We start from the raw sequence: 24,293 nt of genomic DNA, 5'->3' as shown, positions 1-24,293 counted from the left end.
GCCCGGCCGTCCGGCTCGCCAGCCGGGCGACCCGCGGCCCGACGGCAGGACGAGCCCGCTGCGCACCGCGCGGCGGGCCTCGGTCAACCCAAGCTTTAAGGACGTCACCGTGAACAAACTCGCTCTTGCGCTCGCGCTTTCCGCAACGGCCCTCGCCGCGTGCTCGACCGCATCCGGCCCGACCTTCAGCGCCTCCGAACTGCAGCCCCGCGACGGCGTGCGCACCTTCCAGGTGGACTGCCACGGCCTGCTGTCGGGCCCGCAGACCTGCATGAAGGCCGCCCGCAAGATCTGCGGCGACGAGCCGGTGCGCGCCGTCGACTCGGCCCGCGCGCTGCGCGACAAATCCGATCCGGCCACGCTGGTGTTCCAGTGCGGCGCCGCACCAGCCGAAGCGGCTTCGGCCGCCACACCCGCACCCGCCGCCGTGATCGAACGCGTGAACCTGTCCGGCGATGCACTGTTCGCCACCGACCACGCGACGCTCGCGCCGACCGCGCGCGAATCGCTGGACCGGCTGCTGAGCGAGCGCGCCGACCGCACGTACTCGCAAGTGACGGTCACCGGCTTCACCGACTCGGTGGGCAGCGACGACTACAACCTCGCGCTGTCGAAGCGCCGCGCCGAATCGGTCGCCGCCTATCTGAAGGCGCACGGGCTGAAGACCGACTCGATCACGGTCTCGGGCCGCGGCAAGGCCGATCCGGTCGCGTCCAACGCGACGCCGGAAGGCCGCGCCAGCAACCGCCGCGTCGAAATCCGGCTGCAGCACTGAGCCGTCCGCGGCCGCCCATGCGGCCGCGCGATCCGGCAGGCCAGCCGCGCCACGCCGGCACGCCACAAGACGACCGGGCGCCGCTTCGCCGGCGCCCGCTTCCGTCGGCCGGCGGCTATGTCAAAGTTCGTCACGTCCTGCCAAAACCGGCGGTTTCCATGCCACAATCGCCGCAGACAGTCGCCGGGGCAGTCCGCCCGACGCGCGCCGTCCCAGGCGTGCCCGGCGACACGCCGGAATCCGGCTGCCGCCTTCGCGAATCCCGTCGCCCGGTTCGCGCGCCGCGGTGCCACCGGCGCGAATCCAACCATGACGATCCACGGCGCGCCGCTGCCGGCCAGACGCTCGACGCGATGCCCGGACGCACGACGCCGCAGAGGAAACCAACCGGTGACGGACATCAATGAAGCCGCCGCGGGCGGCACGCGCAAGCAACGGCCGGCGGTCGGCATCTCGCTGTTTGCGCGCGACGGCCAGGCGATCTGGGAAAACGGCATTCACCAGAACATCGCGTTCCTCGCGATGATGCTCAAGCGCTCGGATCGCGTCGGTCCCGTCTATTTCCTGAACGGCGGCGACGCCAACGCACTGCCGGCCGGCCTCGAGCTCGACGGCCTCGATATCCCGCTCGTGAAGCCCACCGACGTCACGCACGAACTCGACGTCGTGATCGAAATGGGCGCGCAGTTGCCGGTCGAATGGCTCAGGCACATGAAGGCGCTCGGCAAGAAGATCGCCGCGTTCTTCTGCGGGCACGTGTATGCGGGCCTGTGCGAAACGCCGATCTTCGGGAAGCCGTCGGGGCACGTGTTCAACGGCGCACCCTTCGACGAAGTGTGGCTGCTGCCGCAATACGACAAGACCGCCGCGCCGATGCTGCGGACGATCCTGCGCGCGCCCGTCCACCTGATGCCGCACATCTGGTCGCCGTACTTCCTCGAGCGCCGCGTGGCCACGCTGGCCGACGAAGGCGCGACGTTCGGCTATCAGCCCGGCCAGCGGCCGTGGAAGCTCGCGATGCTCGAGCCGAACATCTCGGTCGCGAAGTCCTGCCACTACCCGATGCTCGCGTGCGACGCGTTCTACCGCGCGCGGCCTGATGCGGTGCAACACATGTTCGTCGTCAACTCGATGCACATGAAGGAACATCCGACCTTCGTGCACTTCGCGAACAGCCTCGATCTCGTGCGCCAGCACAAGGCGACGTTCGAGCCGCGACTCGACCTGCCGGGCTTCATGGCGCGTCACGCGGATGCGGTCGTGTCGCACCACTGGGAAAACGGGCAGAACTATCTGTATTACGACGTGCTGTACGGCGGCTATCCGCTGATCCACAACTCGACGCTGATCGGCGACGCCGGCTATTACTACCCGGACTTCGACTCGGCTGCCGGCGGCCGCGCGCTGCTCGAAGCGTGGCTGCATCACGACGAACGCCTCGACGACTACCGCGCGAAGGCGGGCCGGCTGCTGCAGTCGGTCTCGATCGACAACCCCGCGAACCTCGACGCGTTCGTCTCGCGTCTGGTCGCCTGAACCGGAGCATACGCATGTCGGACTCCAATGCCCGTCAAGCGCCCGGCGAGGGCAAGCGTCTCGTCGTCGGCGTGTCGCTGTTCGTGCGCGGCGCCGGCCAGTCGCTGTGGGAAAACGGCATTTTCCAGAACTGCCTGCTGCTGATCCTGCTGCTGCGTCAGTCGCCGCTCGTCGCGGATGCCGTGATGGTGAACGGCGGCGAACAGGTCGCCGATCCGCAGATGATGCTCGGCGAGTGGAACGTGCCATTGCTGTCGATGGATGAGGCGCTCGAGCGCTGCGACGTGCTGATCGAAATGAGCGCGCAGTTCGGCGCGGACTACCTGCGCGCGTTTCGCGAACGCGGCGGCAAGGTGGTCACGATGCGGGTCGGCAACGACTACGTGATCGACATCGAACGCGCGATGTTCGACAAGCCGTCGGGCTTCCTGTTCTCTGGCGCGCCATACGACGCGGTGTGGACGATTCCCGAATTCGAGCGCTCGTGCCTGCACTACTACCAGACGGGCCTGCGCGCGCCGGTCACGATCGTCCCGCACATCTGGCATCCGATGCTGTTCGACAAGGCGCGCGCGACGCTCGGCGCCCGTTTGACGTTCGGCTATCAGCCGGCCAAGCCGCGCTGGCGCGTGACGATGTTCGAGCCGAACATCTGCATGGTGAAGACGAGCATCATTCCGATGCTCGTGACCGAGGAAGCGTATCGCGCGAAGCCCGAGTTCCTCGAGTTCGTGCGCGTGTGCAATACGATTCACCTGAAGGAACATCCGACGTTCGTGCACTTCGCGAAGAGCCTCGACATCGTGAACCACGGGATCACGACGTTCGAGAGCCGCTATGCGGTGTACGAGTTCATGGCCGCGTACGGCGATGCGGTGGTGTCGCACACGTGGGAGAACGCGCAGAACTACCTGTACTACGAGCTGCTGTACGGCGACTATCCGCTGATCCACAACTCGCCGTTCCTCGGCAAGGCCGGGTATTTCTATCCGGATTTCGACTGCCAGGCGGGCGGCCGCGCGCTGCTGCAGGCGTTCGCCGAGCACGACGCGAATCTCGACGCCTACCGCGAGCAGTCGAAGCATGTGCTCGACTCGGTCAGCATCTACAACCCCGAGAACGTCGCGGCCTATACGGACGCGATCGCCACCCTCTATCGCGACGCGTGACGCGCCGCCCTTTCCGGACCCTGACCATGAACGCACGCCCGCCCCTCACCCGCGCAAAATGGCTGATCGGCTGCGCCGCCGCATCGATCGCGATCGGCGCGCACGCGCAAGCCGCCGGCGAATCGGCCGACACGCTGCTGCGCGACTCCGATGCGGTGTTCAAGCAGCTCGACGCCGGCCAGTACGGGGCGGTATGGAGCGACGCCGCACCGTTCGTCAAGGCGCGCTTCAAGCAGGACCAGTTCGCCGCGCAGATGCAGCAGGCACGCCAGTCGGTCGGCGCGGTCAGCCATCGCGGCTGGGCGCAGGTCACGCGCATCCGCTACGAGCGGACGACCGGAATGCCCGACGGGCTCTATGCGAACGTCGATTACGCGACGACGCTCACGAGCGGCGCCATGATGTTCGAGAAGCTGAGCTTCCGCCTCGAAACCGACGGCCGCTGGCATCTGACGGGCTACGTGCCGCGTCAGACGCAAAGCGCCGCGCAGTAAGCCGCGCACTGCCCGCCCCACGGAGCCGATCCGATGAAACTCAATGTCGCGATAACGATGAACGTGCAGCGCGACGCGACGCAGTCGATCTGGTACAACGGCGCGAACCAGCATTGCGTGTACCTGTACATGCTGCTGAAGCAGTCGCCTTTGATCGGCGAGGTCTGGCTCGCGCACGACAACGGCATCACCGAGTATCCGCAGGCGCTGATGATGGACGCGTTCGGCGACGCGCTGCGGCCGCTGTCGGCCGTCGTTCACCAGACCGACCTGCTGATCGAGATGAACGCGTTCATCGACCCGTCGCACACGGACGTCGTGCGCCAGCGCGGCGGCAAGTGCGTGTCGTATCGCTTCGGCAACGACTACGTGATCGCGGTCGAGACGATCAACTTCGAGAAGAACGACTGGCGGCCGAACCCGCACCGCGTGCAGTTCGACGAGATCTGGACCAATCCGCAGCACATGCACACGTGCGCCGCGTATTTCCAGGCCGTGTACCGTGCCCCGGTGATCGAGCTGCCGCATATCTGGTCGCCGTATTTCATCGAGCGCAGCCTCGACGCCGATCCCGAGCTGAAGGCCCGCTTCGGCTATCGCAACCACGGCTCGGCCAAGCGCATCGCGTTCTTCGAGCCGAACCTGAACGTCGTGAAGAGCGCGATCGTGCCGATGCTCGCCGCGAACGCGTGCTACGTCGAGCATCCCGAGCTCGTCGAGCACGTGTACATGACCAACACGTTCGACAAGAAGGAAAACGTCGCCTTCAAGCATCTCGCGCTCGGGCTCGAGATGGTGCGCGACGGCAAGGCCACCGCCGACGTGCGCGCGCCGTTCGTCGCATGGGCCGCGCATCACACCGACATCGTCGTGTCGCACCACTGGGAAAACGGCCTGAACTACCTGCTGTACGACGCGCTGTACGGCAACTACCCGCTCGTGCACAACTCGCCGTTCCTGCGCGACGTCGGCTACTACTATCCGGACTTCGAGATCTTCGATGCGGCGCGCGCGATCGCGACCGCCGCGCAGACGCACGACGCACGGCTCGACGACTACGCGGCCGCCGCCCGCCGCTGCCTGCACCAGGTCGACACGCTCGCCGAGCACAACGTGCGCGCGTATTCCACGCAGATTCAGCATCTGTTCGCCGACCGCCCGCTCGGCTGATTGCCTTCGCACGCGCCCCTGCCCATGAATCAGACCGTCCGCAATTTCGTCGTGATCGATTCGATCCACGGCCCGTTCGTCATCAACCGGCATTGCGCGTTGCAGGCCGAGGCGCTGATCAAGACCGGCCGGCCGCATATCCAGGGCGAACTCGACACGATCCTGCAGGTGATCGACCAGTTGCCCGACGGCGCGATCGCGGTGGACGGCGGCGCGAACGCGGGGCTGGTGTGCGTGCCGATCGCGCACCGGCTGCGCGAGCGCGGCGGCCGCGTCTACGCGTTCGAGCCGCAACGCACGCTGTTTCACGCGCTCGGCGGCACCGTCGCGCTCAACCAGCTCGACAATCTCCATCTGCTGAACATGGGGCTGGCCGCCGCCAACGGCACGATGAAAGTGCCCGACGTCGACTACGGACAGGATGCCGACTTCGGGCAGGTCTCGCTCGTCGATGCGCAAGCCTCCGGCGGCACGCCGACGCCGGTCGTCCGGCTCGATTCGCTTGGCCTGCCGCGGCTGGATTTCCTGAAACTCGACATCGAAGGAATGGAAATCGACGCGCTGCGCGGCGCGCGGCGGCTGATCGAGACGCATCTGCCGTGGTGCTGGATCGAATACTGGAAAGTCGGCGAGGCGCCGATCATCGACACGTTCGCCGGTCTCGACTACACGTTCTACCGGATCGACGGGCTGAACATGCTGTGCGTGCCGAACTCGCGCTGGAACCGGCAGCACCTGTTCATCACCGGCGAACCGCTCGCCGTCGGCTCGACGGCCGAACGCGGCACGGATTCCGCGACGGCCGCGCCCACCGACGCCGACGCCCCCGAAACGAACTGGAACCGCGCGCTCGACCACGAATCGCGCGGCGAGTGGGGGCATGCGATCGACCGCTGGCAACGCGCACGCGGCCGCGGGCTCGACGACGATGCGATCGCGCTGCAGCTCGCGTCGTGCTACGGCTTTGCCGGCGCACCCGAGGCCGGGCTCGCGGCGCTCGACCATTTCGGCGATCCGGCCGCGCTGCCCGACGCGGCGCGCGGGCGCATCCAGCTGGCGCGCTCGGCACTGCTGCTGCGCGCCGGCCGGCGAGACGAGGCCGCACGCGCCACCATCGACAGTGAAAACGTGCTGACGGCCGCGCAATTCGGGCTGCCGACGGAACGGCTCTACCAGGGTCAGCCGCTGCACGGCAAGCGGCTGCTGATCCTCAGCTACGGCGGGGTCGGCGATCAGCTTCAGTACGCGCGCTATCTGCATGCGCTCGACGCATTCGGCTGCGCCGGCGTGACCGTGGTCGTACCCGACGCGCTGACGGGCCTGCTGCGCGAGACGTTCCCGCGCATCGAATTCGTCGGCGCGCACGGCGCGTGGGTCGACACGTCGCAGCTCGCCCACGACTACTGGTGCTCGTTCCTGATGCTCGCCGCGCTGTTCGGTTACGCGCCGACGCCGGAAGGCATGCCGGCCCCGTACCTGACGTGCCCGCCCGCGCATGCGGCCGCGTGGCGCGAGCGCGTATCGCACGACGGCCATGCGCCCGGCACGCGTCGCATCGGGCTGAACTGGCGCGGACGCGACGAAAGCGATGCGCGCTTCCATCGCGCGGCCAGCCTGCGCGATTTCGCGCCGCTCGCGCGGATGCATGGCTACGCCGCGTACTGTCTCAATCGCGACCTGTCCGCGCAATCCGAGCAATCGGACCTGCCGGTCACCTTCCCGCATCACGCGATCGGCGATTTCAGCGATCTGGCCGCGCTGATGCTCGCGATGGACGCCGTCGTGACCACCTGCACCGCCCACATCCATCTCGCCGGCGCACTCGGCGTGCCGGCCGTGCTGCTGCTCAGCCCGAAAGCGGACGCGCGCTGGGAAACCGGCTCGCGCACCGCGCTCTACCCCGGCATCCGGATCGTGCGCGCCGCGCACGTCGGTCGATGGGACGATGCGATCGACCGCGCGATGGCGCTGGTGCTCGGCGGTTTCGGGAAGGATTGAGATTCGACGGCCGCGCGAGCGGGCCGCGGTACCGGGCCCGCACCCGCGCCGGTTGCGTTACACCAGTACCCGATCGCCGCTTTGCGCGGCGAACGCGCGGCCATGGCGCCGCCCGATGCGCGCCAGCAGCACGAAGCAACGGGCCGCCGGCCGGCCTGCGCCGCCCGATTGCCTGACGAGGCTGTCGGATACACCGCGCGCGATCGCCGACTCGTCGCCGCACGCACCGGCGATGACGCCCGCGTAATAGTGCCGGGCCGCCAGCTCGCGGCCGCCCGCGTCGAGCGGGCTCATCCGCTGAATGCGGCGCGCGACGGTCGTCAAGCCGTCGAGATAGGGCGCGACATCGATCGGCGCATCGGTCGACTCGGCGCCCAGTTGCCACAGCATGTCGGCCAGCTCGGCGAGCGCGACCAGGTCGCGCACATCGGTCGCCTGCGTGCCCGTTCCGCCTCCGGCTTTCGTCCCCGCCATGCCCACGCCCCCTTTGCGATTCGTCCCAACCGCGACACGCACCCGGCGCGCCGCCCTGCCCGCTTCCGCACTCACGCCGCCGCCGGCGACCGCCATGAAAAGCGGATGCCCTGCGCCCACGCGACGCCGGCATCCACGATGATCTGCCGGTCGGTCTCGCTTTCCACGCCTTCGACGACGACGTGCCGCGCCCCTTCATGCGCAAACGCGATCAGCCGGCGAAACTGGTAACGCCCGATCGCGTTGCGCTTGATCAGCGACAGGACCGACCGGTCGAGCTTCACGATGTCGGGGTTGCCGACCACCAGATTGTTCAACGCGCTGAAACCGACGCCGAAATCGTCGATCGCGATCCGGCACCCGGCTTGCCGGAAGCGGTTCACGAACGACCGGCCCGCGACGGGGTTCAGCGGCCCCGTCTCCGTGATCTCGATCACCAGCCGCGCCGCCACCGACGGCTCACGCTCGAGCCGCCTGAAAATCGCCAGCCACGCGTCGTCGACCACCGCGCTTGCCGCCGCGACGTTGCAACCGTACACGGCAGCCGGATCGGCGCGCAGCGCATCGATCGTGCGGCCGACCACCAGCCGGTCGAACCAGCGCATCAGTCCGAGCGCTTCCAGCCGCGGCAGGAAGGCGAGCGGCGGCAGTGCATCGCGCTCGCCCCACCGCAGCCGCGCGAGGCACTCCTGGTACAGCACGCCGCCCGACAGGTCGGCGCGGCACACGGGCTCGTGCGCGAATCCGAGCCGGCTTTCGACGAAACTGCGTACCGACGCAAGATCGCGATGATCGTCCGGCGCGCCGAACACAAGATCGATTTCGTCGCGATTCGTTTTCCGATTCGCCTCCTGGCGAGCTTCGACCGCATTCATCCGGCGCTCCGGCAAATGGCGAGCCGCCGATCACGGCTCGACCTCAATACATATGCGGAACGAGCCCACCTCGACGCGCTCCGCCGCCTACCCGGCCCATCCTGTCATGTCGATTTTTTCCGGGGGCGTACTGTTCGCTTCGGCGCGCCGTCAAATTCGATATTTTTACGATATTCGGTTACTTGAAATACACCATGCGTGCGCGGCGCCGACAGTGCGACAGGTTACACAACGCAAATTACGAAAACCATCAATCCGGATCGTTTATCTTTTTCATCTAAACAGTTTTATCTGAATCGCCTCTTCCCGGATTTGCTGGCCGCGCGAATCGGGATACCGCCAATTGATCAGATAAATACCACGCCGCAAAGTGCCGTACATACTCGATATGCCGGGTTGAAACACCGGCCTCCGCACATGCCGTCACCTGCGGGAAACCTGCTGCCGCACGTGATTCGATCAGCGCAGCATTCAATTTTCTCGTTTCAAACGATATTATTAAATTCCGAAACTGAATCAAACCTCGCTTAATCAATAATACCAACTTCAATTATATGAAGATTATAAATTGAACCATATTTAACAATCTTTCCGACTTGTTAACCTATAAACTTGTTTTTGACGGACTTCCCTCGGAGCCGTCAATTTCGTGCCTTCCAAAACCGTCGAGCTCATCGGGTTCGGCGGTTTCTTTTTTAACGGCATCATTTCGTCAGACATGAGGGCGGGACAAACCCGACGGCGGCCGGCGGCGCACCGAACGTGCACCGCGGAACATCGACCTCAGGCGGCCGTCACGCCGATCAGGTTCGCGAGCAGCGCGTCGTACTCGGCGACGAGCGCCGGATTCGCCGACGTGTAACGGCCGAGAATTTCGCGCTGACGCCGCGCATACCCTTGCCAGTCGTCGTCGTGCGCGTGCAGCGCGCGCAGCAGCGCATCGGCGCCCTGCTGCACGTCGTTGTCCGGGTAGTAGTAGCCGAGATCGGGCGCGAGGCTCGCGTTGTGCACGAGCGGATAGCCCTGCCAGCACACGTCGAAATAGAAATAGTTCAGCGGGTTCGACCATTGGTGCGACACGACGATATCGGTCAGGTCGGCCAGGAACAACGGCGTATCGAAGCGCCCGACGAAGCTGGCCTTGCCCGCGCGCACGATGTCCAGGTAGTTCATCAGCATCACGAACTCGGGGCTGTCGTGCGCGAGGCGATCGGCGTTCGTCACGTGCGTGAAGCAGATCGCGTCGGGGTCGCGGCGATACGCTTCGTCGATGATCAGCATCGGATACACGCAGAACTTCACGACGTCGTGGTTCGGCTCCATCACCGTGAGCCGCTTGCCGGGCTCGCTGCGCGGCCGGTATTCGCCGTGCTCGGGCAACGACCGCGCGCGTTCGGTGAGGAACATCGGGTCCCACACGAACGGCACGACGCGCCCCGGGCAGCGGCGCAGCGACTGCAGGAACGGCAGCGACGACGGCGCGATCTGCGGAATCGCCCACACCTCGTCGTAGCCGCGGTTGATGAACAGCGAATCCCACAGCCGGCGGCCGAACAGCATCGACTCCATCGCGTTGATGTACTCGACGCCGCAGCAGTAGCTGACCAGCTTCACGCCGCGCGCTTTCAGGTAGGCCGTCTGCTCGCCGTCGATCTGCCCGCCGAGCTCGATCACCACGTCGAGCGCGTCCTTCATGTCGGCGAACGCGCGCGTGTCGAACACGTTGCGATCCCACGGCAGGGCGTCGGTCAGCGGCACGTCGGTCGTGTTGACCAGCGTCACGCGGTAGCCGTACGGCGACGCCATCAGCAGCTTCGCGAGGAACAGCGCGTTCTGCTTGATGCCGTTGATCCACAGGCTTTCGTCGGGGGTACGCAATCCGATCGTGATACCGATGCGCAGGCCGGTCAGGACAGGAGACGTCATCGTCGGCGGGATGGAAGGTTGAACGGGGATGGCATGGCGCAGTGTAGCGCTTGACGCGCCGCCCGCGTCAAGCGGCGGCGATCCGGCATTCTAGCGGAGCGCCGGCCGCACACTGTCAGGGATGGTCAGCGGCCGCCCCGGCCGGGCCAATCCGCCTGATCCTCATGCGATACTCGTGCCGCCCGGCGGCCGATTTTCTCGGGGCATTCGAGCGGGCAGCACGCGACCTCGCCATACCACGATCAAAACCAGGGCACTCCGCATGGAACATGATGCCGCGCAAGGCTTCCAGACCCTCCACGACGAACCGGGGCGGCGCTCGCGGGTCAGCGTATCCGGATGGCATGCCGAGCCGAAGCGCACCGCGCGGATCGTGTGCTCGCTTCCCGGCATTCGGAGCGCGCGATGATCGTCCTCAGTCATTTCAGCCAGCACGCGCCCGCGAGCCTCGATAACCACCGCTGGTACGCGCAGGGGCACGGCTATCGTCACGAGATCGTCGATGCATCCGGCATGCCGCAGGCACTGCCGCTGCGCCCGCTGCATCGCTACGAATCGCTGCTGCACGTGCTGCGCGGCGCGCAACCCGACGAACTCGTGCTGCTGCTCAGCGAAGATGCGGCGATCATCGAGCCCGTCGCGCTCGACCGCCTGATGACCGGGCGCGACATGTTGCTGGTCGACGCGTTCGCGTCGCCGCTGCCGCAAGTCGACGTGCAGATCTGGCGCAACACGCCGGACGTGCGTGCGATCGTGATGCGGCTCGTGCAGCGCTGCAAGCTCGGCAGCGAGCCGAGACTGACGTCGGAAGCCGCGCTGTTCGCGGAGCTCGATACGCATCGCTACATGACGCCGATCGACGGGCTGTACGCGGTCATGCCGTCCGGCCCCGACCTCGATCCGATGTGGAGCCGCGAACCGACGTTCGCGATCAGCCTCGACGACACGCCGCACGATCCCGAACGCAAAGGCGCGACGCCGCGCTTTCGCGACACGCTCGTCGCGTACGTCAACCGATGCCGCGCCGCCGGCCGGCCGCTGTTCACGTTCGATCACGCGGCCGCAGCACCGGACGAAGCCGCCGAACGCAGCACGTACAACCCGGGCCGGCCGATCGCATTGATGATGCTGTACACGCCGAACATCGGCAGCTATGCACGCGTCGCCGAACGGAATTTCCGGCGCTACTGCGACGCGCACGGCTACACGCTGTACGTGCATCGCGACATCCCCGCCGAGATCGGGCTGAACGCGACGGGCAACTGGTTCAAGCCGTGGCTGCTGCACGCCTACCTGCAGCACCATGAATGGGTCGTGTGGCTCGATGCCGACGTGCTGATCGCGAACCAGCAGCAACCGCTTGAGCCGCTGCTCGAAGGACGCGACTGGCTGCTCGCGCAGGATATCGGCCAATGGGCGTTCAATTCCGGCGTGATGGCGTTTCGCCGCACCGAACGCAACGACGCGATGCTGCGCGATCTGATGACGACGATCGCCGCGCTGCACGACCGCTCGAGCGTCTATGCGAGCGACGGCGACCAGTTGCATTTCATTCGCGCGATGGAGCGCGACGGCCAGTTGCAACGCGAAGGCGTGACCGACCTCGTCAGCCTCAACACGCCCTGGCTGTTTCGCCGCGCGGACAGCTACATCGTGCATTACTACGGCATGTGGTCCGCGATGCGTGCGCTGATGATGGCGCATGACGACGGGCTGCTGCCCTGACACAAGCGCCGCCATACCCTCGACGCACAAACACGACGCGCCGGCCGGATTCAACCGGACGGCGCGTCGTCGCATCACGTGCCGTCGTCAGATCGCCGCGATCGTCGGCGCCACGGCCGCCGGGTCGGTGATGCTCGGCTTGCCGGTCTCGACGTGCCCCGCGATGCGGCGCGTCCAGCCGGCATTGCCCGCCACCGCGAACTGCAGGTCGTACCAGTGGCTGCTGCACGACAGGTCCCAATGCGCTTCGATGCGCTGCCCGGCCGGGACCGTCAGCGTGCGCGCCGCGCCGCCGTACGCGACATCGGTCGCCGTGACCGTGAGCGGGCCGGTGCCCGCATTGGCGATCGTCACGTACACGTCGCCGTTCGCGGTGTCGTAGCACGTCGTGATTTCAGGCTTGGCCGCGGCATCCGCCGCCGACCCCGCGAAGCGCCGGAAATAGCCGTTCGGCCCCCACACGCTCACCAGATAGTTGCCGTTCGCATCGAGCGCCCACGTATCGGTCAGCTGCTTGCCGGCTTCGACCGTATAGCGACGCGGCATCGCGGTCGGGTCACCCGTATAGACCCAGAAGTGCGCGCCCTGCGTGCCGGTATTCGCGAACGTCAGCGCATAGCCTTGCGCCTGAAGCTGGCCGGTGACGTGCAATTCGTACGGCAGCGCGGCGCCGGCCGCGTACCGGGTTCCTGCGCGGTCACGACCTGCTGCGCGGTGCTGGCCGGCGCGGTCTGCGACGACGCACGCGAGCATTGCAGGTCCGCCTGCGCGACGTACGCCTGCGTGTTCGGCAGGGTCGGCAGCGTCGCATCCGATTTCGAGAAGTCGAGCGCCGACGTCAGGTCGCCGCAGATCGCGCGGCGCCACGGCGAGATGTTGGTCTCCATCACGCCGAAGCGCTTTTCGATGAATTGCAGCACCGACGTGTGATCGAACACCTGCGAGCACACGAAGCCGCCCTTCGACCACGGCGACACGACGAACATCGGCACGCGCGGGCCGAGGCCGTACGGCAGGTTGTCGGCCGTATAGGTGCCGGCTTGCGTCGCGGTCACGACGTTGTGCCGCTCGAGCGACACGTCGACGGTACTCATGCCCGAGCCCGGCAGCGTCGGCGCCGACGGCGGCACGACATGGTCGAAGAAACCGTCGTTCTCGTCGTACATGATCAGCAGGACGGTCTTGCTCCACACGTCCGGGTTGGACGTCAGCGCATCGAGGATCGTCGACAGGTAGTACGCGCCGTACAGCGGCGTGAACTTCGGATGCTCCGAATACGCGGCGGGCGGCAGCAGCCACGACACCTGCGGCAGCGTATTCGCCTGCACGTCGGCCTTCAACTGCGTGATCGGGCGCGTACTCATTCCGCGCGTCTGCAGCGACGAACCGGCCGGCGCATTCACGAAGTTGTTGAAGCACGCCAGCATGTTCGTGCCGTAGTTGCCGGTGAAGTTGTCGAACCCGGTGCCCTGCTGGTAGATCTGCCACGAGATGCCGGCTTGTTCGAGCCGTTCCGGGTAGGTCGTCCAGCTGAAAGGCGGCAACTGGATCTTGTCGAACTGGTTGTCGATGTAGTCGGTGTTGTCGAGCAGCGGGCCGCCGCCCGTGCCGAGCGGATCGACCATGCCCGTCATCAGGTACATGCGGTTCGGGTGCGTGTTGCCGGGGATCGAGCAGAAGTAGTTGTCGCACACCGTGAACGCATCCGCGAGCGCGTAGTGGAACGGGATGTCGTCGCGAACGTGATAGCCCATCGTCATGTTCGACTTCTGCACGGCCCACTGATCCGCGCGGCCGTTGTCGATCGCGCCGTGCGTCGTCGCCCACGTATGCGGCAGGCCGCCGATACATTGCGCGTTGACGCCCGGATTGGTCGTGTCGTAGCGGAACGGTGCGATCACGCTCGACTTGTCCTCCTGCCGCGGCTGGAACCACACCGGCTTGCCGTTCGGCAGCGTGACCGGGAAGCGGTCGTTGTAGCCGCGCACGCCGCTCAGGTGACCGAGGTAGTGGTCGAACGAGCGGTTCTCCTGCATGAACACGACGATGTGCTGCACGTCCTGGATCGTGCCCGTCACGGTGTTCGGCTCGATCGCCAGCGCCTTGCGGATCGATTCCGGCAGCAGTGCGGTGGCGGCGGTCGCGCCGGCGAGGCCGGCCGAGAACTTCAGAAAATCGCGTCGCGAATGAGTGGCCATGCTGGTTGCTCTTGATGGGTTTTCTGGTGGAAACGGCCGGTATCAGGAAGCGGGCGACGACGCAGGCGCGGTGAAACCCGGCGGGCAGCGCATCTGCGCGGTGGCGACCACGGCGCCGCCGCACGCGGCCTTCTGCTGCGCGACGGGCGCGGCGGGTGCGGTCAGGTCGTCGTTGCAGGCGCCGAGGACGGCGGTCAGCGCGATCAGGCCGACGACCGCGAAAGGCCGTAGGGCCGACGTTCGCATAACGGTTCTCCGTGAGGATGATGACGTGACGCGGACGCAAAGCCGCGCCGGTCATATCGACGCCGAGATGCTATGTTCGACTTGTTACACGACGGTGTCGAGGGGCGGGAAGATGGAGGTCCGCACTGCGCGTGGCACGCGATGGTGTGGCAGGAACGGCGAAGATCGTAAGGCCTTCGAAAGATGTATGTTGCTTAGACGTATAGCTTCTTCGCGTGTTGTCGATATCGAAGCCGCATCGCCGCGACGACGGGCGTACGGGAAATTACGAAGCGCTTTCTCGCGGGCCGGCCGCCACGGCAACCGGCCCGCGTACAGCAACAAGGCCCGCTCAGCCTTCCGCCATCATCAGCAACTGCGCGCCGTCCGCGACCTGGTCGCCGACACCGTACAGCACTTCAGCGACGACGCCCGCGCTCGGCGCGCCGATCGTGTGCTCCATCTTCATCGCCTCCATCACGATCAGCGGCGTACCGGCTTCGACCTTCTGCCCCGGCTCGACCAGCACCGCGATCACCTTGCCGGGCATCGGCGCGGTCAGGCGGCCACCGCCCTGCTCCGCGTCACCCGCATGCGCGAGCAGGTTGCGCCATTCGAACGTCTCGGCCGCACCCTGCGTGAACACATGGAACGTGTCGCCGTCCGCATACACGCGGCCGCTGCTGCGCACGCCGCCAAGCGTCACGTCGAAATCGAGCGGCGTGGCTCCGTGCGTCCACGCGAACGGTTGCGCGGCCGCGTCGCCGATCGCGATGCGCGTGCCCGCGCCGTCGTCCTCGTACGTGACCGTCACGTCGGCTTCGCGATCGGTCGCATGCCATTCGAGCGTGCGGCGATAGCCGCCGTTCAGCCGCCAGTCCGGCAGCGAACTCCACGGCGACGCGCTTTCCTGCGCGGCGGCGCGTTCGCGTGCGAGCAGTGCCGCACAGGCGAGTGCGAGCGTCGCACGCGGCGGCTGTTGCGGCGCGAACAGCGCATCATGGTTGCGCTCGATCAGGCCCGTGTCGAGATCGGCGATCGCGAACGGCTCGCACGCAACGATCCGCTGCAGGAACGCGGCGTTGGTATGCAGGCCGACCACTTCGCACGCGCGCAGCGCACGCAGCATCAGGCCCAGCGCTTCCGCACGATCCGCGCCGTGGACGATCAGCTTCGCGATCATCGGATCGTAGAACGGCGTGATCGCATCGCCTTCACGCACGCCGCTGTCGACGCGCACCGCCGCACCGATGTCGAACTCGACGCCTGCCGGCAACCGCAAATGCTTCAGCGTGCCCGTCGACGGCAGGAAGCCGCGCGCCGGGTTCTCCGCGTAAAGGCGCGCTTCGAGCGCATGGCCCTGCACGCGCAGTTCCTCCTGCTTCAGCGGCAGCGGCTCGCCCGCCGCGACGCGCAGTTGCCATTCGACGAGATCCAGCCCCGTGACCATCTCGGTCACCGGGTGCTCGACCTGCAGGCGCGTGTTCATTTCCATGAAGTAGAACGCTTCGCCCGTCATGATGAATTCGACGGTGCCCGCGCCGACATAGCCGACCGCGCGCGCGGCCGCGACGGCCGCTTCGCCCATCGCCTGACGCACGTCCTCATGCAGGCCCGGCGCCGGCGCTTCCTCGAGCACCTTCTGGTGACGGCGCTGCACCGAGCAGTCGCGATCGAACAGGTACACGGTATTGCCGTGCGTGTCGCCGAACACCTGCACTTCGACGTGACGCGGGCGCGTCAGGTATTTCTCGATCAGCACACGATCGTTGCCGAAGCTGCTTGCCGCTTCGCGCTGGCACGATGCAAGCGCCGCGGGAAAGTCCTCGGAGCGCTCGACCACGCGCATCCCCTTGCCGCCGCCGCCCGCGCTGGCTTTCAGCAACACCGGGTAGCCAATTTGATCGGCCTCGCGATGCAGGTTGGCCGCGTCCTGGTCGTCGCCGTGATAGCCGGGCACGAGCGGCACGGCGGCCGCGTGCATCAGCGCCTTCGCGGCGGCCTTCGATCCCATCGCCGCGATGGCGTCGACCGGCGGCCCGATGAACACGATGCCGGCCGCTTCGCACGCTTGCGCGAAATCTTCGTTCTCCGACAGAAAACCGTAGCCGGGGTGAATCGCCTGCGCGCCGGTCGTGCGCGCGGCGTCGATGATGCGCTCGATGCGCAGGTAGCTGTCTGCCGCGGCCGAGCCGCCGATGTGCACGGCCTCGTCGCACGCGGCCACGTGTTTCGCGTTCGCATCCGCGTCGGAATAGACGGCGACGCTCGCGATCCCGAGACGTTTGCACGTCGCGGCGACGCGGCACGCGATTTCGCCGCGGTTGGCGATCAGAATCTTGTCGAACATGGCTTCGATGTCGTCCGGAAGGTTGAGGTCACGCGATCATTCACGCCACGACGGCGTGCGCTTTTCGAGGAAGGACGCGATCCCTTCGCGCGCTTCCGCGCCGGCACGGGTCTTCGCGATCCACTCGGCGGTCTGCTCGATCAGCGTCGCGTCGAGCGCGCGGCCAGCCACATCGGCGACGAGCCGCTTGCACGCCTTCACCGCGTCGGGGCCGTTCGCGACCAGCGTCGCCGCCAGCTTCGCGACCGTTTCGTCGAGCGCGTCGGCCGGCACCGCATCGTGAATGAACCCGAGCGACGCGGCACGCGTGCTGTCGAACACCTCGGCCGTCGTGAAGTAGCGGCGCGCCGCACGCTCGCCCATCGCCCGCACGACATACGGCGCGATCGTCGCGGGAATCAGCCCGAGCCGCGCTTCCGACAGGCAGAACTTCACGCCGTCGGCGGCAATCGCGATGTCGGCCGCCGCGACGAGGCCCACGCCGCCCGCATACGCGTCGCCATGCACGCGCGCGATCACCGGCTTGCCGCAGCGATAAATCGCTTCGAGCATGCGCGCGAGCTTGCGCGCATCGGCGCGGTTCTCGTCGTCCGAGTAACTGGCCATCTTCTTCATCCAGTTCAGGTCCGCGCCCGCGCAGAATGCGGCGCCTTCCGCGGCGAGCACGATCGCGCGCACGCCTTCGTGCGCATCGAGCCATTCGAACGCGGTGGTCAGCTCGGCGATCGTCGTCTCGTTGAACGCGTTGCGCACGTCGGGACGCGCGAGCGTGACGGTCGCCACGCGGCCGGCTTCGCTTACCTTGATCGTTTCGTATCGCATCGGTCGTTCCTCCCGGGCGTTACATGCGGAACACGCCGAAGCGCGTGTCGTCGATCGGCGCGTTCATCGACGCGGCCAGGCCGAGCCCGAGCACGTCGCGCGTCTGCGCGGGGTCGATCACGCCGTCGTCCCACAGCCGCGCGCTCGCGTAATACGGATGGCCCTGGCGCTCGTACTGGTCGCGAATCGGCTGCTTGAACGCGTCCTCTTCCTCGGCCGACCACGACCCGCCCTTCGCCTCGATGCCATCGCGACGCACGGTCGCGAGCACCGATGCGGCCTGCTCGCCGCCCATCACCGAGATCCGCGCATTCGGCCACATCCACAGGAAACGCGGGCCGAACGCGCGGCCGCACATCCCGTAGTTGCCGGCGCCGAACGAGCCGCCGATGATCACCGTGAACTTCGGCACCTTCGCGTTCGACACGGCCGTCACCATCTTCGCGCCATGCCGCGCGATGCCTTCGTTCTCGTACTTGCGCCCGACCATGAAGCCCGTGATGTTCTGCAGGAACACGAGCGGGATCTTGCGCTGGCAGCACAGCTCGATGAAATGCGCGCCCTTCACCGCCGATTCGGAGAACAGGATGCCGTTGTTCGCGACGATCCCGACCGGATGGCCCCAGATATGCGCGAAGCCCGTGACGAGCGTCGTGCCGAAGCGCGCCTTGAATTCGTCGAATTCGGAATCGTCGACGATGCGCGCGATCACCTCGCGCACGTCGAACGGCTTGCGCGTATCGACCGGAATCACGCCGTACAGGCTCTTCGCGTCGTAGCGCGGGGGCTTCGGCTCACGCAGCGCGAGCGGCGGCGCGATCTTCGGCGCGAGGTGACTGACGATGTTGCGCGCGATCGACAGCGCATGCGCGTCATTCTGCGCGAGATGGTCGGCCACGCCCGACAGGCGCGTATGCACGTCGCCGCCGCCGAGATCCTCGGCGCTCACTTCCTCGCCGGTCGCGGCCTTCACGAGCGGCGGCCCGCCGAGGAAAATCGTGCCCTGCTCCTTCACGATGATCGACTCGTCGCTCATCGCCGGCACGTATGCGCCGCCGGCCGTGCACGAACCCATCACGACGGCGATCTGCGCGATCCCCGCCGCCGACATCGTCGCCTGGTTGAAGAAGATGCGGCCGAAGTGGTCGCGATCGGGAAACACGTCGTCCTGGTTCGGCAGGTTCGCGCCGCCCGAATCGACGAGGTACACGCACGGCAGCCGGTTTTCCGCGGCGATTTCCTGCGCGCGCACGTGCTTCTTCACGGTGACCGGGTAGTAGGTGCCGCCCTTGACCGTCGCGTCGTTGCATACGATCACGCATTCGCGGCCGGCAATGCGGCCGATCCCGGTGATGACGCCCGCGCCCGGCGCGTCGTCGTTGTACATGCCGTTCGCCGCGAGTTGCGAGAACTCGAGGAACGGCGCGCCCGGATCGAGCAGTTGTGCGATGCGATCGCGCGGCAGCAGCTTGCCGCGCGACAGGTGCTTGTCGCGCGCGGCCTGGCCGCCGCCCTGCGCGAGCTGTTCGATCTTCGCGCGCAGGTCGGCGACGACCGCCTCGAGCGCCACGGCATTCGCGCGGAAGTCTTCCGAACGCGGGTTCAGTTTCGATTCGATGATCGGCATCGACGGGGCTCCGTTCGCGTGACGTGGGGCGTTACATCGTTTCCGCGAACAGCTCGCGGCCGATCAGCATCCGGCGGATCTCGCTCGTGCCGGCGCCGATCTCGTAGAGCTTCGCATCGCGCCACAGCCGGCCGACCGGGTATTCGTTGATGTAGCCGTTGCCGCCGAGGATCTGGATCGCCTCGCCGGCCATCCACGTCGCCTTCTCGGCCGTGTAGAGAATTACGCCCGCGCAGTCCTTGCGCACCTGGCGAATATGGTCGCTGCCCGCCGAGTCGAGATGGCGGCCGACCGCATACAGGTACGCGCGGCACGCCTGGAACGTCGTGTACATGTCGGCGACCTTGCCCTGGATCAGCTGGAACTCGCCGATCGCCTGACCGAACTGCTTGCGGTCGTGGATGTACGGCACGACCGCGTCGAGACACGCGGCCATGATGCCCGTCGGGCCGCCCGACAGCACCGCGCGCTCGTAGTCGAGGCCGCTCATCAGCACCTTCACGCCGCCGTTCAGTTGGCCGAGGATGTTCTCTTCCGGCACCTCGACGTCCTGGAACACCAGCTCGCCCGTGTGCGAGCCGCGCATGCCGAGCTTGTCGAGCTTCTGCGCGACCGAGAAGCCCTTCATCCCCTTCTCGACGATGAAGGCGGTGATGCCGCGCGGGCCGGCTTCGATATCGGTCTTCGCGTAGACGACCAGCGTGTCGCAATCGGGGCCGTTGGTGATCCACATCTTCGTACCGTTGAGCACGTAGCGGTCGCCGCGCTTGTCCGCGCGCAGCTTCATGCTGACGACGTCGGAGCCGGCGTTCGGCTCGCTCATCGCGAGCGCGCCGATGTGTTCGCCCGATACGAGCTTCGGCAGGTATTTCTGCTTTTGCGCTTCGGTGCCGTTGCGGTGGATCTGGTTCACGCACAGGTTCGAGTGCGCGCCGTACGACAGGCCGATCGACGCCGACGCGCGCGAGATCTCCTCCATCGCGACCATGTGCGCGGTGTAGCCCATGTTCGCGCCGCCGTATTCCTCGGAGACGGTCATGCCGAGCACGCCGAGATCGCCGAACTTCTTCCACAGATCCATCGGGAACTGGTCGGTGCGGTCGACCTCCGCCGCGCGCGGCGTGATTTCCTTCGCCGCAAACGTCGCGACGGCGTCGCGCAGCATCTCGATGTCTTCACCGAGCATGAATTGCACGCCGGGCAGGTTGATCATGTCTCCTCCGTCTCCAGAAAGTGTGTCGTACTCACCGATTTCTGAGTTTCGCTCAAATCGAATGAATACGTCGATTCATTGACCAATACAGCGGAAATTTTGCACAGTTTCGCGCCTCGCCCGGTTCGGCGTCAATAGTTTTCTGAGTGATACTCAGATATGATGCGAGCATGACAGCCGCTCCCGCCGACACCATGACCGCCACCGCCAAAGCCGACCGCGCCGACTCGTCGCGCGCACCCGCCGGGCGCAAATCCCAGCAGCGCGTGCAGGACATCCTGCGCGCCGGCCGTGAAGTGTTCGCCGAAAAAGGTTACGAGCATGCGACGGCCGCCGAGATCGCCCAGCGGGTGGGGGTGTCGGAGGCGACGGTGTTCAGCTATTTCCGCGGCAAACGCGAGCTGTGCGCGCGCGTGATCGCCGACTGGTACGACGAAATCATCGCCGCGTTCGAACACGGGATGCCGCGGGACGCGTCGGTGCAGCAGCAGTTCGCGTTCATCGTGCGCACCCACCTGCGGCTGATGCTCGTGAACGGCACGGGGCTGTGTGCGCTGGTGCTGTCGGAAGGCCGCGCGAAGCAGCATGCGCTCAGCGACGAGCTCACCGCGCTGCAGCGCCGCTACACGGCGCCGCTGATGGACGTGCTCGCGCGCGGCCAGGCGGCCGGGCAAGTTCGCGCGGATCTGCCGCTGAGCCTGCTGCGCTCGATGGTGTTCGGGCCGATGGAGCACGTGCTGTGGGATGCGATCCTCGGGCACCGCAAGCTCGATACGGAAACGACGGCCACACAGTTGATCGACATGCTGTGGGCGGCCGTGCAGCCGCCGGTGCCGGAGCAGGCGGCGCTGGTGCGCTTCAGGAACGAAGTCGCGGAAGCGGTGCGGCGGCTGGAAGGCGAAGCATCACGCGGCTGACGGCCAGGGCGGCGCACGCCGCCCTTCTGCGCCATCGCTCCAGGCTCCGAGCCGCTACGAATCCTCGCTCACCCGCAGCGGCGCGCGGCTCTGCTCGTTGTTCAAATGCACGAACTTGCGTAGCAGGCGCATCAGCTCCTGCGAATCGTCCTCGCCCATCCCGTCGAACAGCCCGGCCCGCAATTCCGTCACAGACGGAATCAGGTGGGTGAGCAGCTCGACGCCCGCCGGCGTCAACAGCAGGCGCCGCTGACGCCGCGGCAGCACTTCGCGGACGATCAATCCCTTCGCTTCGAGCCGCACCGCGAGATCGGCCGTGGTCGACGTGTCGAGCGCGACCCGCTGCGCGAGCGTCACCTGGTCGAGCCCCGGATTCTCGTACAGCATCCGCAGCACCGCGTACTGCACGGGCGTCACGTCCCGGCCCAGCTTCTCGTAGAACATCGCGACCGCGATCTGGTGCGCGCGCCGGATCAGGTGCCCGGGTTCGTCGTACAGGTCGATCGGGAAAGCCGGCAGGTCGGCGGGAGTCGTTTTTTCCATGGATGAGTCGATGACATAGGCGGCACGCACCGGTTGCGCGCACCGTCGGCATAGCGCGGCTTCGCGCCATTTCCCGGGAAAACCAGTATACCGCCCGCCTTGCTCCGGCCCATATCGATGAGTACACTGAATCTCATTCAGTACACGGAATGAAGATCGGGCCGCCTCCCCGGCGGCACCGCCCCGAAGGAGACAAGGAACATGTTTCTCAAGAACGCGTGGTACGTGGCGTGCACGCCCGACGAGATCGACGGCAAGCCGCTGGGCCGCAAGATCTGCAACGAATCGATGGTGCTGTACCGCACGGCGGACGGCCACGTCGCGGCGCTCGAGGATTTCTGCCCGCACCGCGGCGCGCCGCTGTCGCTCGGGTTCGTGCGCGACGGCGTGCTCGTGTGCGGCTATCACGGGCTCGAAATGGGCTGCAACGGCAAGCCGGCCGGCATGCCGGGCCAGCGGGTCGGCGGGTTTCCGTCGATTCGCAGCTTCCCGGCGGTCGAGCGGTACGGCTTCGTGTGGGTCTGGCCGGGCGATGCGTCCGAAGCCGATCCCGCCAAACTGCCGGCGCTGGCCTGGGCCGAAGATCCGGCCTGGGCGCACGGCGGCGGCCTGTATCACATCCGCTGCGACTACCGGCTGATGATCGACAACCTGATGGACCTCACGCACGAAACCTACGTGCATGCGTCGAGCATCGGCCAGAAGGAAATCGACGAAGCGCCGCCGAAGACCACCAGCCATGGCGACGAAGTCGTCACGAGCCGCTTCATGGAAAACGTGATGCCGCCGCCGTTCTGGCGAATGGCGCTGCGCGGCAACGGGCTCGCCGACGACATCCCGGTCGACCGCTGGCAGATCTGCCGCTTCACGCCGCCGAGCCACGTGATGATCGAAGTGGGCGTCGCGCATGCGGGCCACGGCGGCTACGATGCGCCGGCGAACAAGAAGGCGTCGTCGATCGTGGTCGACTTCATTACGCCCGAGACCGACACGTCGATCTGGTACTTCTGGGGAATGGCGCGCAACTTCCGGCCCGACGACGCCGCGCTGACCGCCGAGATCCGCGAAGGCCAGGGCAAGATCTTCGCGGAGGATCTCGAAATGCTCGAGCGCCAGCAGCGCAATCTCGAGCAATGGCCGGAGCGCACGCTCCTCAAGCTCAACATCGATGCCGGCGGCGTGCTGTCGCGCAAGGTGATCGACCGGCTGCTCGCCGCCGAACACGCGGCGAGCCCGCAGCGGCCCGTGATTCCGGTCGCGCAGGTCAGGGAGACGTCATGAGCGGCACGACCTTGACGGTTCGGGTCGCGCGCAAGTGGCAGGAAGCGCGCGACATCTGCGGCTTCGAACTCGTCAGCGATGACGGCTCGCCCTTGCCGCACTTCGACGCCGGCGCCCATATCGACGTGCATCTGCCGGGCGGGCTCGTGCGCCAGTACTCGCTGTGCAACCATCCGGAGCAACGCGACCGCTATCAGATCGCGGTGCTGCGCGAGGCCGACGGTCGCGGCGGGTCGCGCGCGATTCACGACGACGTCCGGCAAGGCGATACCGTCCGGATCGGCCTGCCGCGCAATCAATTCCCGCTCGCGCCCGACGCGCCGCACCATCTGCTGCTCGCCGGCGGGATCGGTGTCACGCCGATTCTGAGCATGGCGGAACGGTTGTCTTCGTCCGGCACGTCGTTCGACATGCATTACTGCGCGCGTTCGACCGATCGCATGGCCTTCGTCGAGCGGATCAACACGGCGGGGTTTCACGATCGCGTCCGCTTCCACGTCGACGACGGCGATCCCGCGCAACGCTTCGATCTGGCTGCCGTGCTCGCCGGCGCCCCAGACGGCACGCATCTGTACGTATGCGGCCCGCGCGGCTTCATGGATGCGGTGCTGAACGCGGCGCGCGAGCGCGGCTGGAGCGAAGCCCGGCTGCACTACGAGTTCTTCGGCGGTGCGGTCGTGCCGTCCGGCGCCGACCGCGCATTCCAGGTGCAAATCGCGAGCAGCGGCAAGGTGATCGACGTGCCGGCCGAATGCACGGTGATCGCGGCGCTGGCGGCGAACGGCGTCGACGTGCTGACGTCGTGCGAGCAAGGCGTGTGCGGCACCTGCCTGACCCGCGTGCTCGAAGGCGAGCCCGATCATCGTGATACGTACTTGACCGACGACGAAAAGGCGGCCGGCGACCAGTTCATGCCGTGCTGCTCACGATCGCGCACCGACCTGCTGGTACTCGATCTGTAGATCCGCAGGCGGA

19 protein-coding genes and 1 pseudogene are annotated in these 24,293 nt (G+C 66.8%); 10 read left to right on the top strand and 10 right to left on the bottom strand.

Translation table 11 applies throughout. The features are described 5' to 3' along the window. Window positions 1-109: 109 nt before the first annotated feature. The 6 genes from BLS50_RS27310 (at window position 110) to BLS50_RS27285 (ending at window position 7,142) form a co-directional block, all read left to right on the top strand. On the top strand, window positions 110-775 hold the full coding sequence (locus BLS50_RS27310) for an OmpA family protein (RefSeq protein ID WP_011546965.1): 666 nt from the start codon (window positions 110-112) through the stop codon (window positions 773-775). 390 nt (window positions 776-1,165) lie between these two features. Next, window positions 1,166-2,311 (top strand): DUF2827 domain-containing protein, encoded by a 1,146-nt coding sequence (locus tag BLS50_RS27305; RefSeq protein ID WP_074805581.1) that lies wholly within the window; start codon window positions 1,166-1,168, stop codon window positions 2,309-2,311. Window positions 2,312-2,325: 14 nt separating this feature from the next. Then, window positions 2,326-3,480: a DUF2827 domain-containing protein gene (locus tag BLS50_RS27300; protein ID WP_074805578.1), complete on the top strand. Its 1,155-nt coding sequence runs from the start codon at window positions 2,326-2,328 to the stop codon at window positions 3,478-3,480. A 26-nt stretch (window positions 3,481-3,506) separates the two neighbouring features. Then, on the top strand, window positions 3,507-3,974 hold the full coding sequence (locus BLS50_RS27295) for a DUF4019 domain-containing protein (protein ID WP_074805575.1): 468 nt from the start codon (window positions 3,507-3,509) through the stop codon (window positions 3,972-3,974). 33 nt (window positions 3,975-4,007) lie between these two features. After that, window positions 4,008-5,144, top strand: coding sequence for a DUF2827 family protein (locus tag BLS50_RS27290; RefSeq protein ID WP_074805572.1), 1,137 nt, complete (start codon window positions 4,008-4,010; stop codon window positions 5,142-5,144). 24 nt (window positions 5,145-5,168) lie between these two features. Continuing rightward, entirely contained in the window at window positions 5,169-7,142 is a 1,974-nt protein-coding gene (locus tag BLS50_RS27285; protein WP_074805569.1) for an FkbM family methyltransferase, read from the top strand. Window positions 7,143-7,199: 57 nt separating this feature from the next. On the opposite strand, the gene BLS50_RS27280 is transcribed toward BLS50_RS27285, so the two are convergent. From BLS50_RS27280 to BLS50_RS27265, 3 genes are all read right to left on the bottom strand, one after another. Then, complete coding sequence (locus tag BLS50_RS27280; RefSeq protein WP_027809666.1) at window positions 7,200-7,616, bottom strand: hypothetical protein; 417 nt, start codon at window positions 7,614-7,616, stop codon at window positions 7,200-7,202. A gap of 71 nt (window positions 7,617-7,687) precedes the next feature. Continuing rightward, on the bottom strand, window positions 7,688-8,491 hold the full coding sequence (locus BLS50_RS27275; RefSeq protein ID WP_011694853.1) for an EAL domain-containing protein: 804 nt from the start codon (window positions 8,489-8,491) through the stop codon (window positions 7,688-7,690). A 783-nt stretch (window positions 8,492-9,274) separates the two neighbouring features. Continuing rightward, window positions 9,275-10,417 carry a DUF2827 domain-containing protein gene (locus tag BLS50_RS27265; RefSeq protein ID WP_074805566.1) on the bottom strand — a complete coding sequence of 381 codons (1,143 nt, stop codon included), beginning with the start codon at window positions 10,415-10,417 and terminating at the stop codon, window positions 9,275-9,277. 405 nt (window positions 10,418-10,822) lie between these two features. On the opposite strand from BLS50_RS27265, the gene BLS50_RS27260 reads away from it, so the two are divergent. Beyond that, window positions 10,823-12,142 carry a glycosyltransferase family protein gene (locus tag BLS50_RS27260; RefSeq protein WP_176934309.1) on the top strand — a complete coding sequence of 440 codons (1,320 nt, stop codon included), beginning with the start codon at window positions 10,823-10,825 and terminating at the stop codon, window positions 12,140-12,142. Window positions 12,143-12,229: 87 nt separating this feature from the next. Here the strand turns inward: BLS50_RS27260 and BLS50_RS27255 are convergent. The 6 genes and pseudogenes from BLS50_RS27255 to BLS50_RS27230 form a co-directional block, all read right to left on the bottom strand. Further along, window positions 12,230-14,340, bottom strand: a pseudogene (locus BLS50_RS27255) (phosphocholine-specific phospholipase C). Between the two features lie 42 nt (window positions 14,341-14,382). After that, a complete protein-coding gene (locus BLS50_RS27250) occupies window positions 14,383-14,586 on the bottom strand; it encodes a hypothetical protein (protein WP_011694854.1) in 204 nt (67 codons plus the stop codon). A 331-nt stretch (window positions 14,587-14,917) separates the two neighbouring features. Further along, window positions 14,918-16,915 (bottom strand): acetyl/propionyl/methylcrotonyl-CoA carboxylase subunit alpha, encoded by a 1,998-nt coding sequence (locus BLS50_RS27245; RefSeq protein ID WP_074805559.1) that lies wholly within the window; start codon window positions 16,913-16,915, stop codon window positions 14,918-14,920. Window positions 16,916-16,951: 36 nt separating this feature from the next. Then, the gene (locus tag BLS50_RS27240; protein WP_074805556.1) at window positions 16,952-17,737 is read right to left on the bottom strand and encodes an enoyl-CoA hydratase/isomerase family protein; all 786 of its coding nucleotides are present in this window, start codon (window positions 17,735-17,737) and stop codon (window positions 16,952-16,954) included. 19 nt (window positions 17,738-17,756) lie between these two features. Next, entirely contained in the window at window positions 17,757-19,364 is a 1,608-nt protein-coding gene (locus BLS50_RS27235; RefSeq protein WP_074805554.1) for a carboxyl transferase domain-containing protein, read from the bottom strand. Window positions 19,365-19,395: 31 nt separating this feature from the next. Further along, the gene (locus BLS50_RS27230; protein WP_006480547.1) at window positions 19,396-20,577 is read right to left on the bottom strand and encodes an isovaleryl-CoA dehydrogenase; all 1,182 of its coding nucleotides are present in this window, start codon (window positions 20,575-20,577) and stop codon (window positions 19,396-19,398) included. Between the two features lie 170 nt (window positions 20,578-20,747). On the opposite strand from BLS50_RS27230, the gene BLS50_RS27225 reads away from it, so the two are divergent. Continuing rightward, window positions 20,748-21,494 carry a TetR/AcrR family transcriptional regulator gene (locus BLS50_RS27225; protein ID WP_074805551.1) on the top strand — a complete coding sequence of 249 codons (747 nt, stop codon included), beginning with the start codon at window positions 20,748-20,750 and terminating at the stop codon, window positions 21,492-21,494. 54 nt (window positions 21,495-21,548) lie between these two features. Here BLS50_RS27225 and BLS50_RS27220 read toward each other — a convergent pair whose 3' ends face one another. Beyond that, window positions 21,549-22,037 (bottom strand): MarR family winged helix-turn-helix transcriptional regulator, encoded by a 489-nt coding sequence (locus BLS50_RS27220; RefSeq protein ID WP_006480545.1) that lies wholly within the window; start codon window positions 22,035-22,037, stop codon window positions 21,549-21,551. Window positions 22,038-22,238: 201 nt separating this feature from the next. Here BLS50_RS27220 and BLS50_RS27215 point away from each other — a divergent pair, with 201 nt between their 5' ends. Both BLS50_RS27215 and BLS50_RS27210 read left to right on the top strand, forming a co-directional pair. Further along, window positions 22,239-23,318 (top strand): aromatic ring-hydroxylating dioxygenase subunit alpha, encoded by a 1,080-nt coding sequence (locus tag BLS50_RS27215; RefSeq protein ID WP_027812519.1) that lies wholly within the window; start codon window positions 22,239-22,241, stop codon window positions 23,316-23,318. Beyond that, window positions 23,315-24,280: a PDR/VanB family oxidoreductase gene (locus BLS50_RS27210; RefSeq protein ID WP_074805549.1), complete on the top strand. Its 966-nt coding sequence runs from the start codon at window positions 23,315-23,317 to the stop codon at window positions 24,278-24,280. Before BLS50_RS27215 ends, BLS50_RS27210 begins: the two co-directional genes overlap by 4 nt. Window positions 24,281-24,293 lie beyond the last annotated feature (13 nt).

This window comes from Burkholderia orbicola (assembly GCF_900100915.1).
Taxonomy (GTDB): domain Bacteria; phylum Pseudomonadota; class Gammaproteobacteria; order Burkholderiales; family Burkholderiaceae; genus Burkholderia; species Burkholderia orbicola.
Note: the sequence above shows the minus strand (reverse complement) of the source record. Positions and strands in the feature narration are given on the sequence as shown.

Coding starts and splice junctions, on each gene's coding strand:
- BLS50_RS27300 (WP_074805578.1), top strand. CDS start 2,326: ATGTCGGACTCCAATGCCCGTCAAGCGCCCGGCGAGGGCAAGCGTCTC.
- BLS50_RS27280 (WP_027809666.1), bottom strand. CDS start 7,616: ATGGCGGGGACGAAAGCCGGAGGCGGAACGGGCACGCAGGCGACCGAT.
- BLS50_RS27260 (WP_176934309.1), top strand. CDS start 10,823: ATGATCGTCCTCAGTCATTTCAGCCAGCACGCGCCCGCGAGCCTCGAT.
- BLS50_RS27240 (WP_074805556.1), bottom strand. CDS start 17,737: ATGCGATACGAAACGATCAAGGTAAGCGAAGCCGGCCGCGTGGCGACC.
- BLS50_RS27215 (WP_027812519.1), top strand. CDS start 22,239: ATGTTTCTCAAGAACGCGTGGTACGTGGCGTGCACGCCCGACGAGATC.
- BLS50_RS27265 (WP_074805566.1), bottom strand. CDS start 10,417: ATGACGTCTCCTGTCCTGACCGGCCTGCGCATCGGTATCACGATCGGA.
- BLS50_RS27235 (WP_074805554.1), bottom strand. CDS start 19,364: ATGCCGATCATCGAATCGAAACTGAACCCGCGTTCGGAAGACTTCCGC.
- BLS50_RS27285 (WP_074805569.1), top strand. CDS start 5,169: ATGAATCAGACCGTCCGCAATTTCGTCGTGATCGATTCGATCCACGGC.
- BLS50_RS27275 (WP_011694853.1), bottom strand. CDS start 8,491: ATGAATGCGGTCGAAGCTCGCCAGGAGGCGAATCGGAAAACGAATCGC.
- BLS50_RS27250 (WP_011694854.1), bottom strand. CDS start 14,586: ATGCGAACGTCGGCCCTACGGCCTTTCGCGGTCGTCGGCCTGATCGCG.
- BLS50_RS27225 (WP_074805551.1), top strand. CDS start 20,748: ATGACAGCCGCTCCCGCCGACACCATGACCGCCACCGCCAAAGCCGAC.
- BLS50_RS27230 (WP_006480547.1), bottom strand. CDS start 20,577: ATGATCAACCTGCCCGGCGTGCAATTCATGCTCGGTGAAGACATCGAG.
- BLS50_RS27220 (WP_006480545.1), bottom strand. CDS start 22,037: ATGGAAAAAACGACTCCCGCCGACCTGCCGGCTTTCCCGATCGACCTG.
- BLS50_RS27295 (WP_074805575.1), top strand. CDS start 3,507: ATGAACGCACGCCCGCCCCTCACCCGCGCAAAATGGCTGATCGGCTGC.
- BLS50_RS27245 (WP_074805559.1), bottom strand. CDS start 16,915: ATGTTCGACAAGATTCTGATCGCCAACCGCGGCGAAATCGCGTGCCGC.
- BLS50_RS27210 (WP_074805549.1), top strand. CDS start 23,315: ATGAGCGGCACGACCTTGACGGTTCGGGTCGCGCGCAAGTGGCAGGAA.
- BLS50_RS27290 (WP_074805572.1), top strand. CDS start 4,008: ATGAAACTCAATGTCGCGATAACGATGAACGTGCAGCGCGACGCGACG.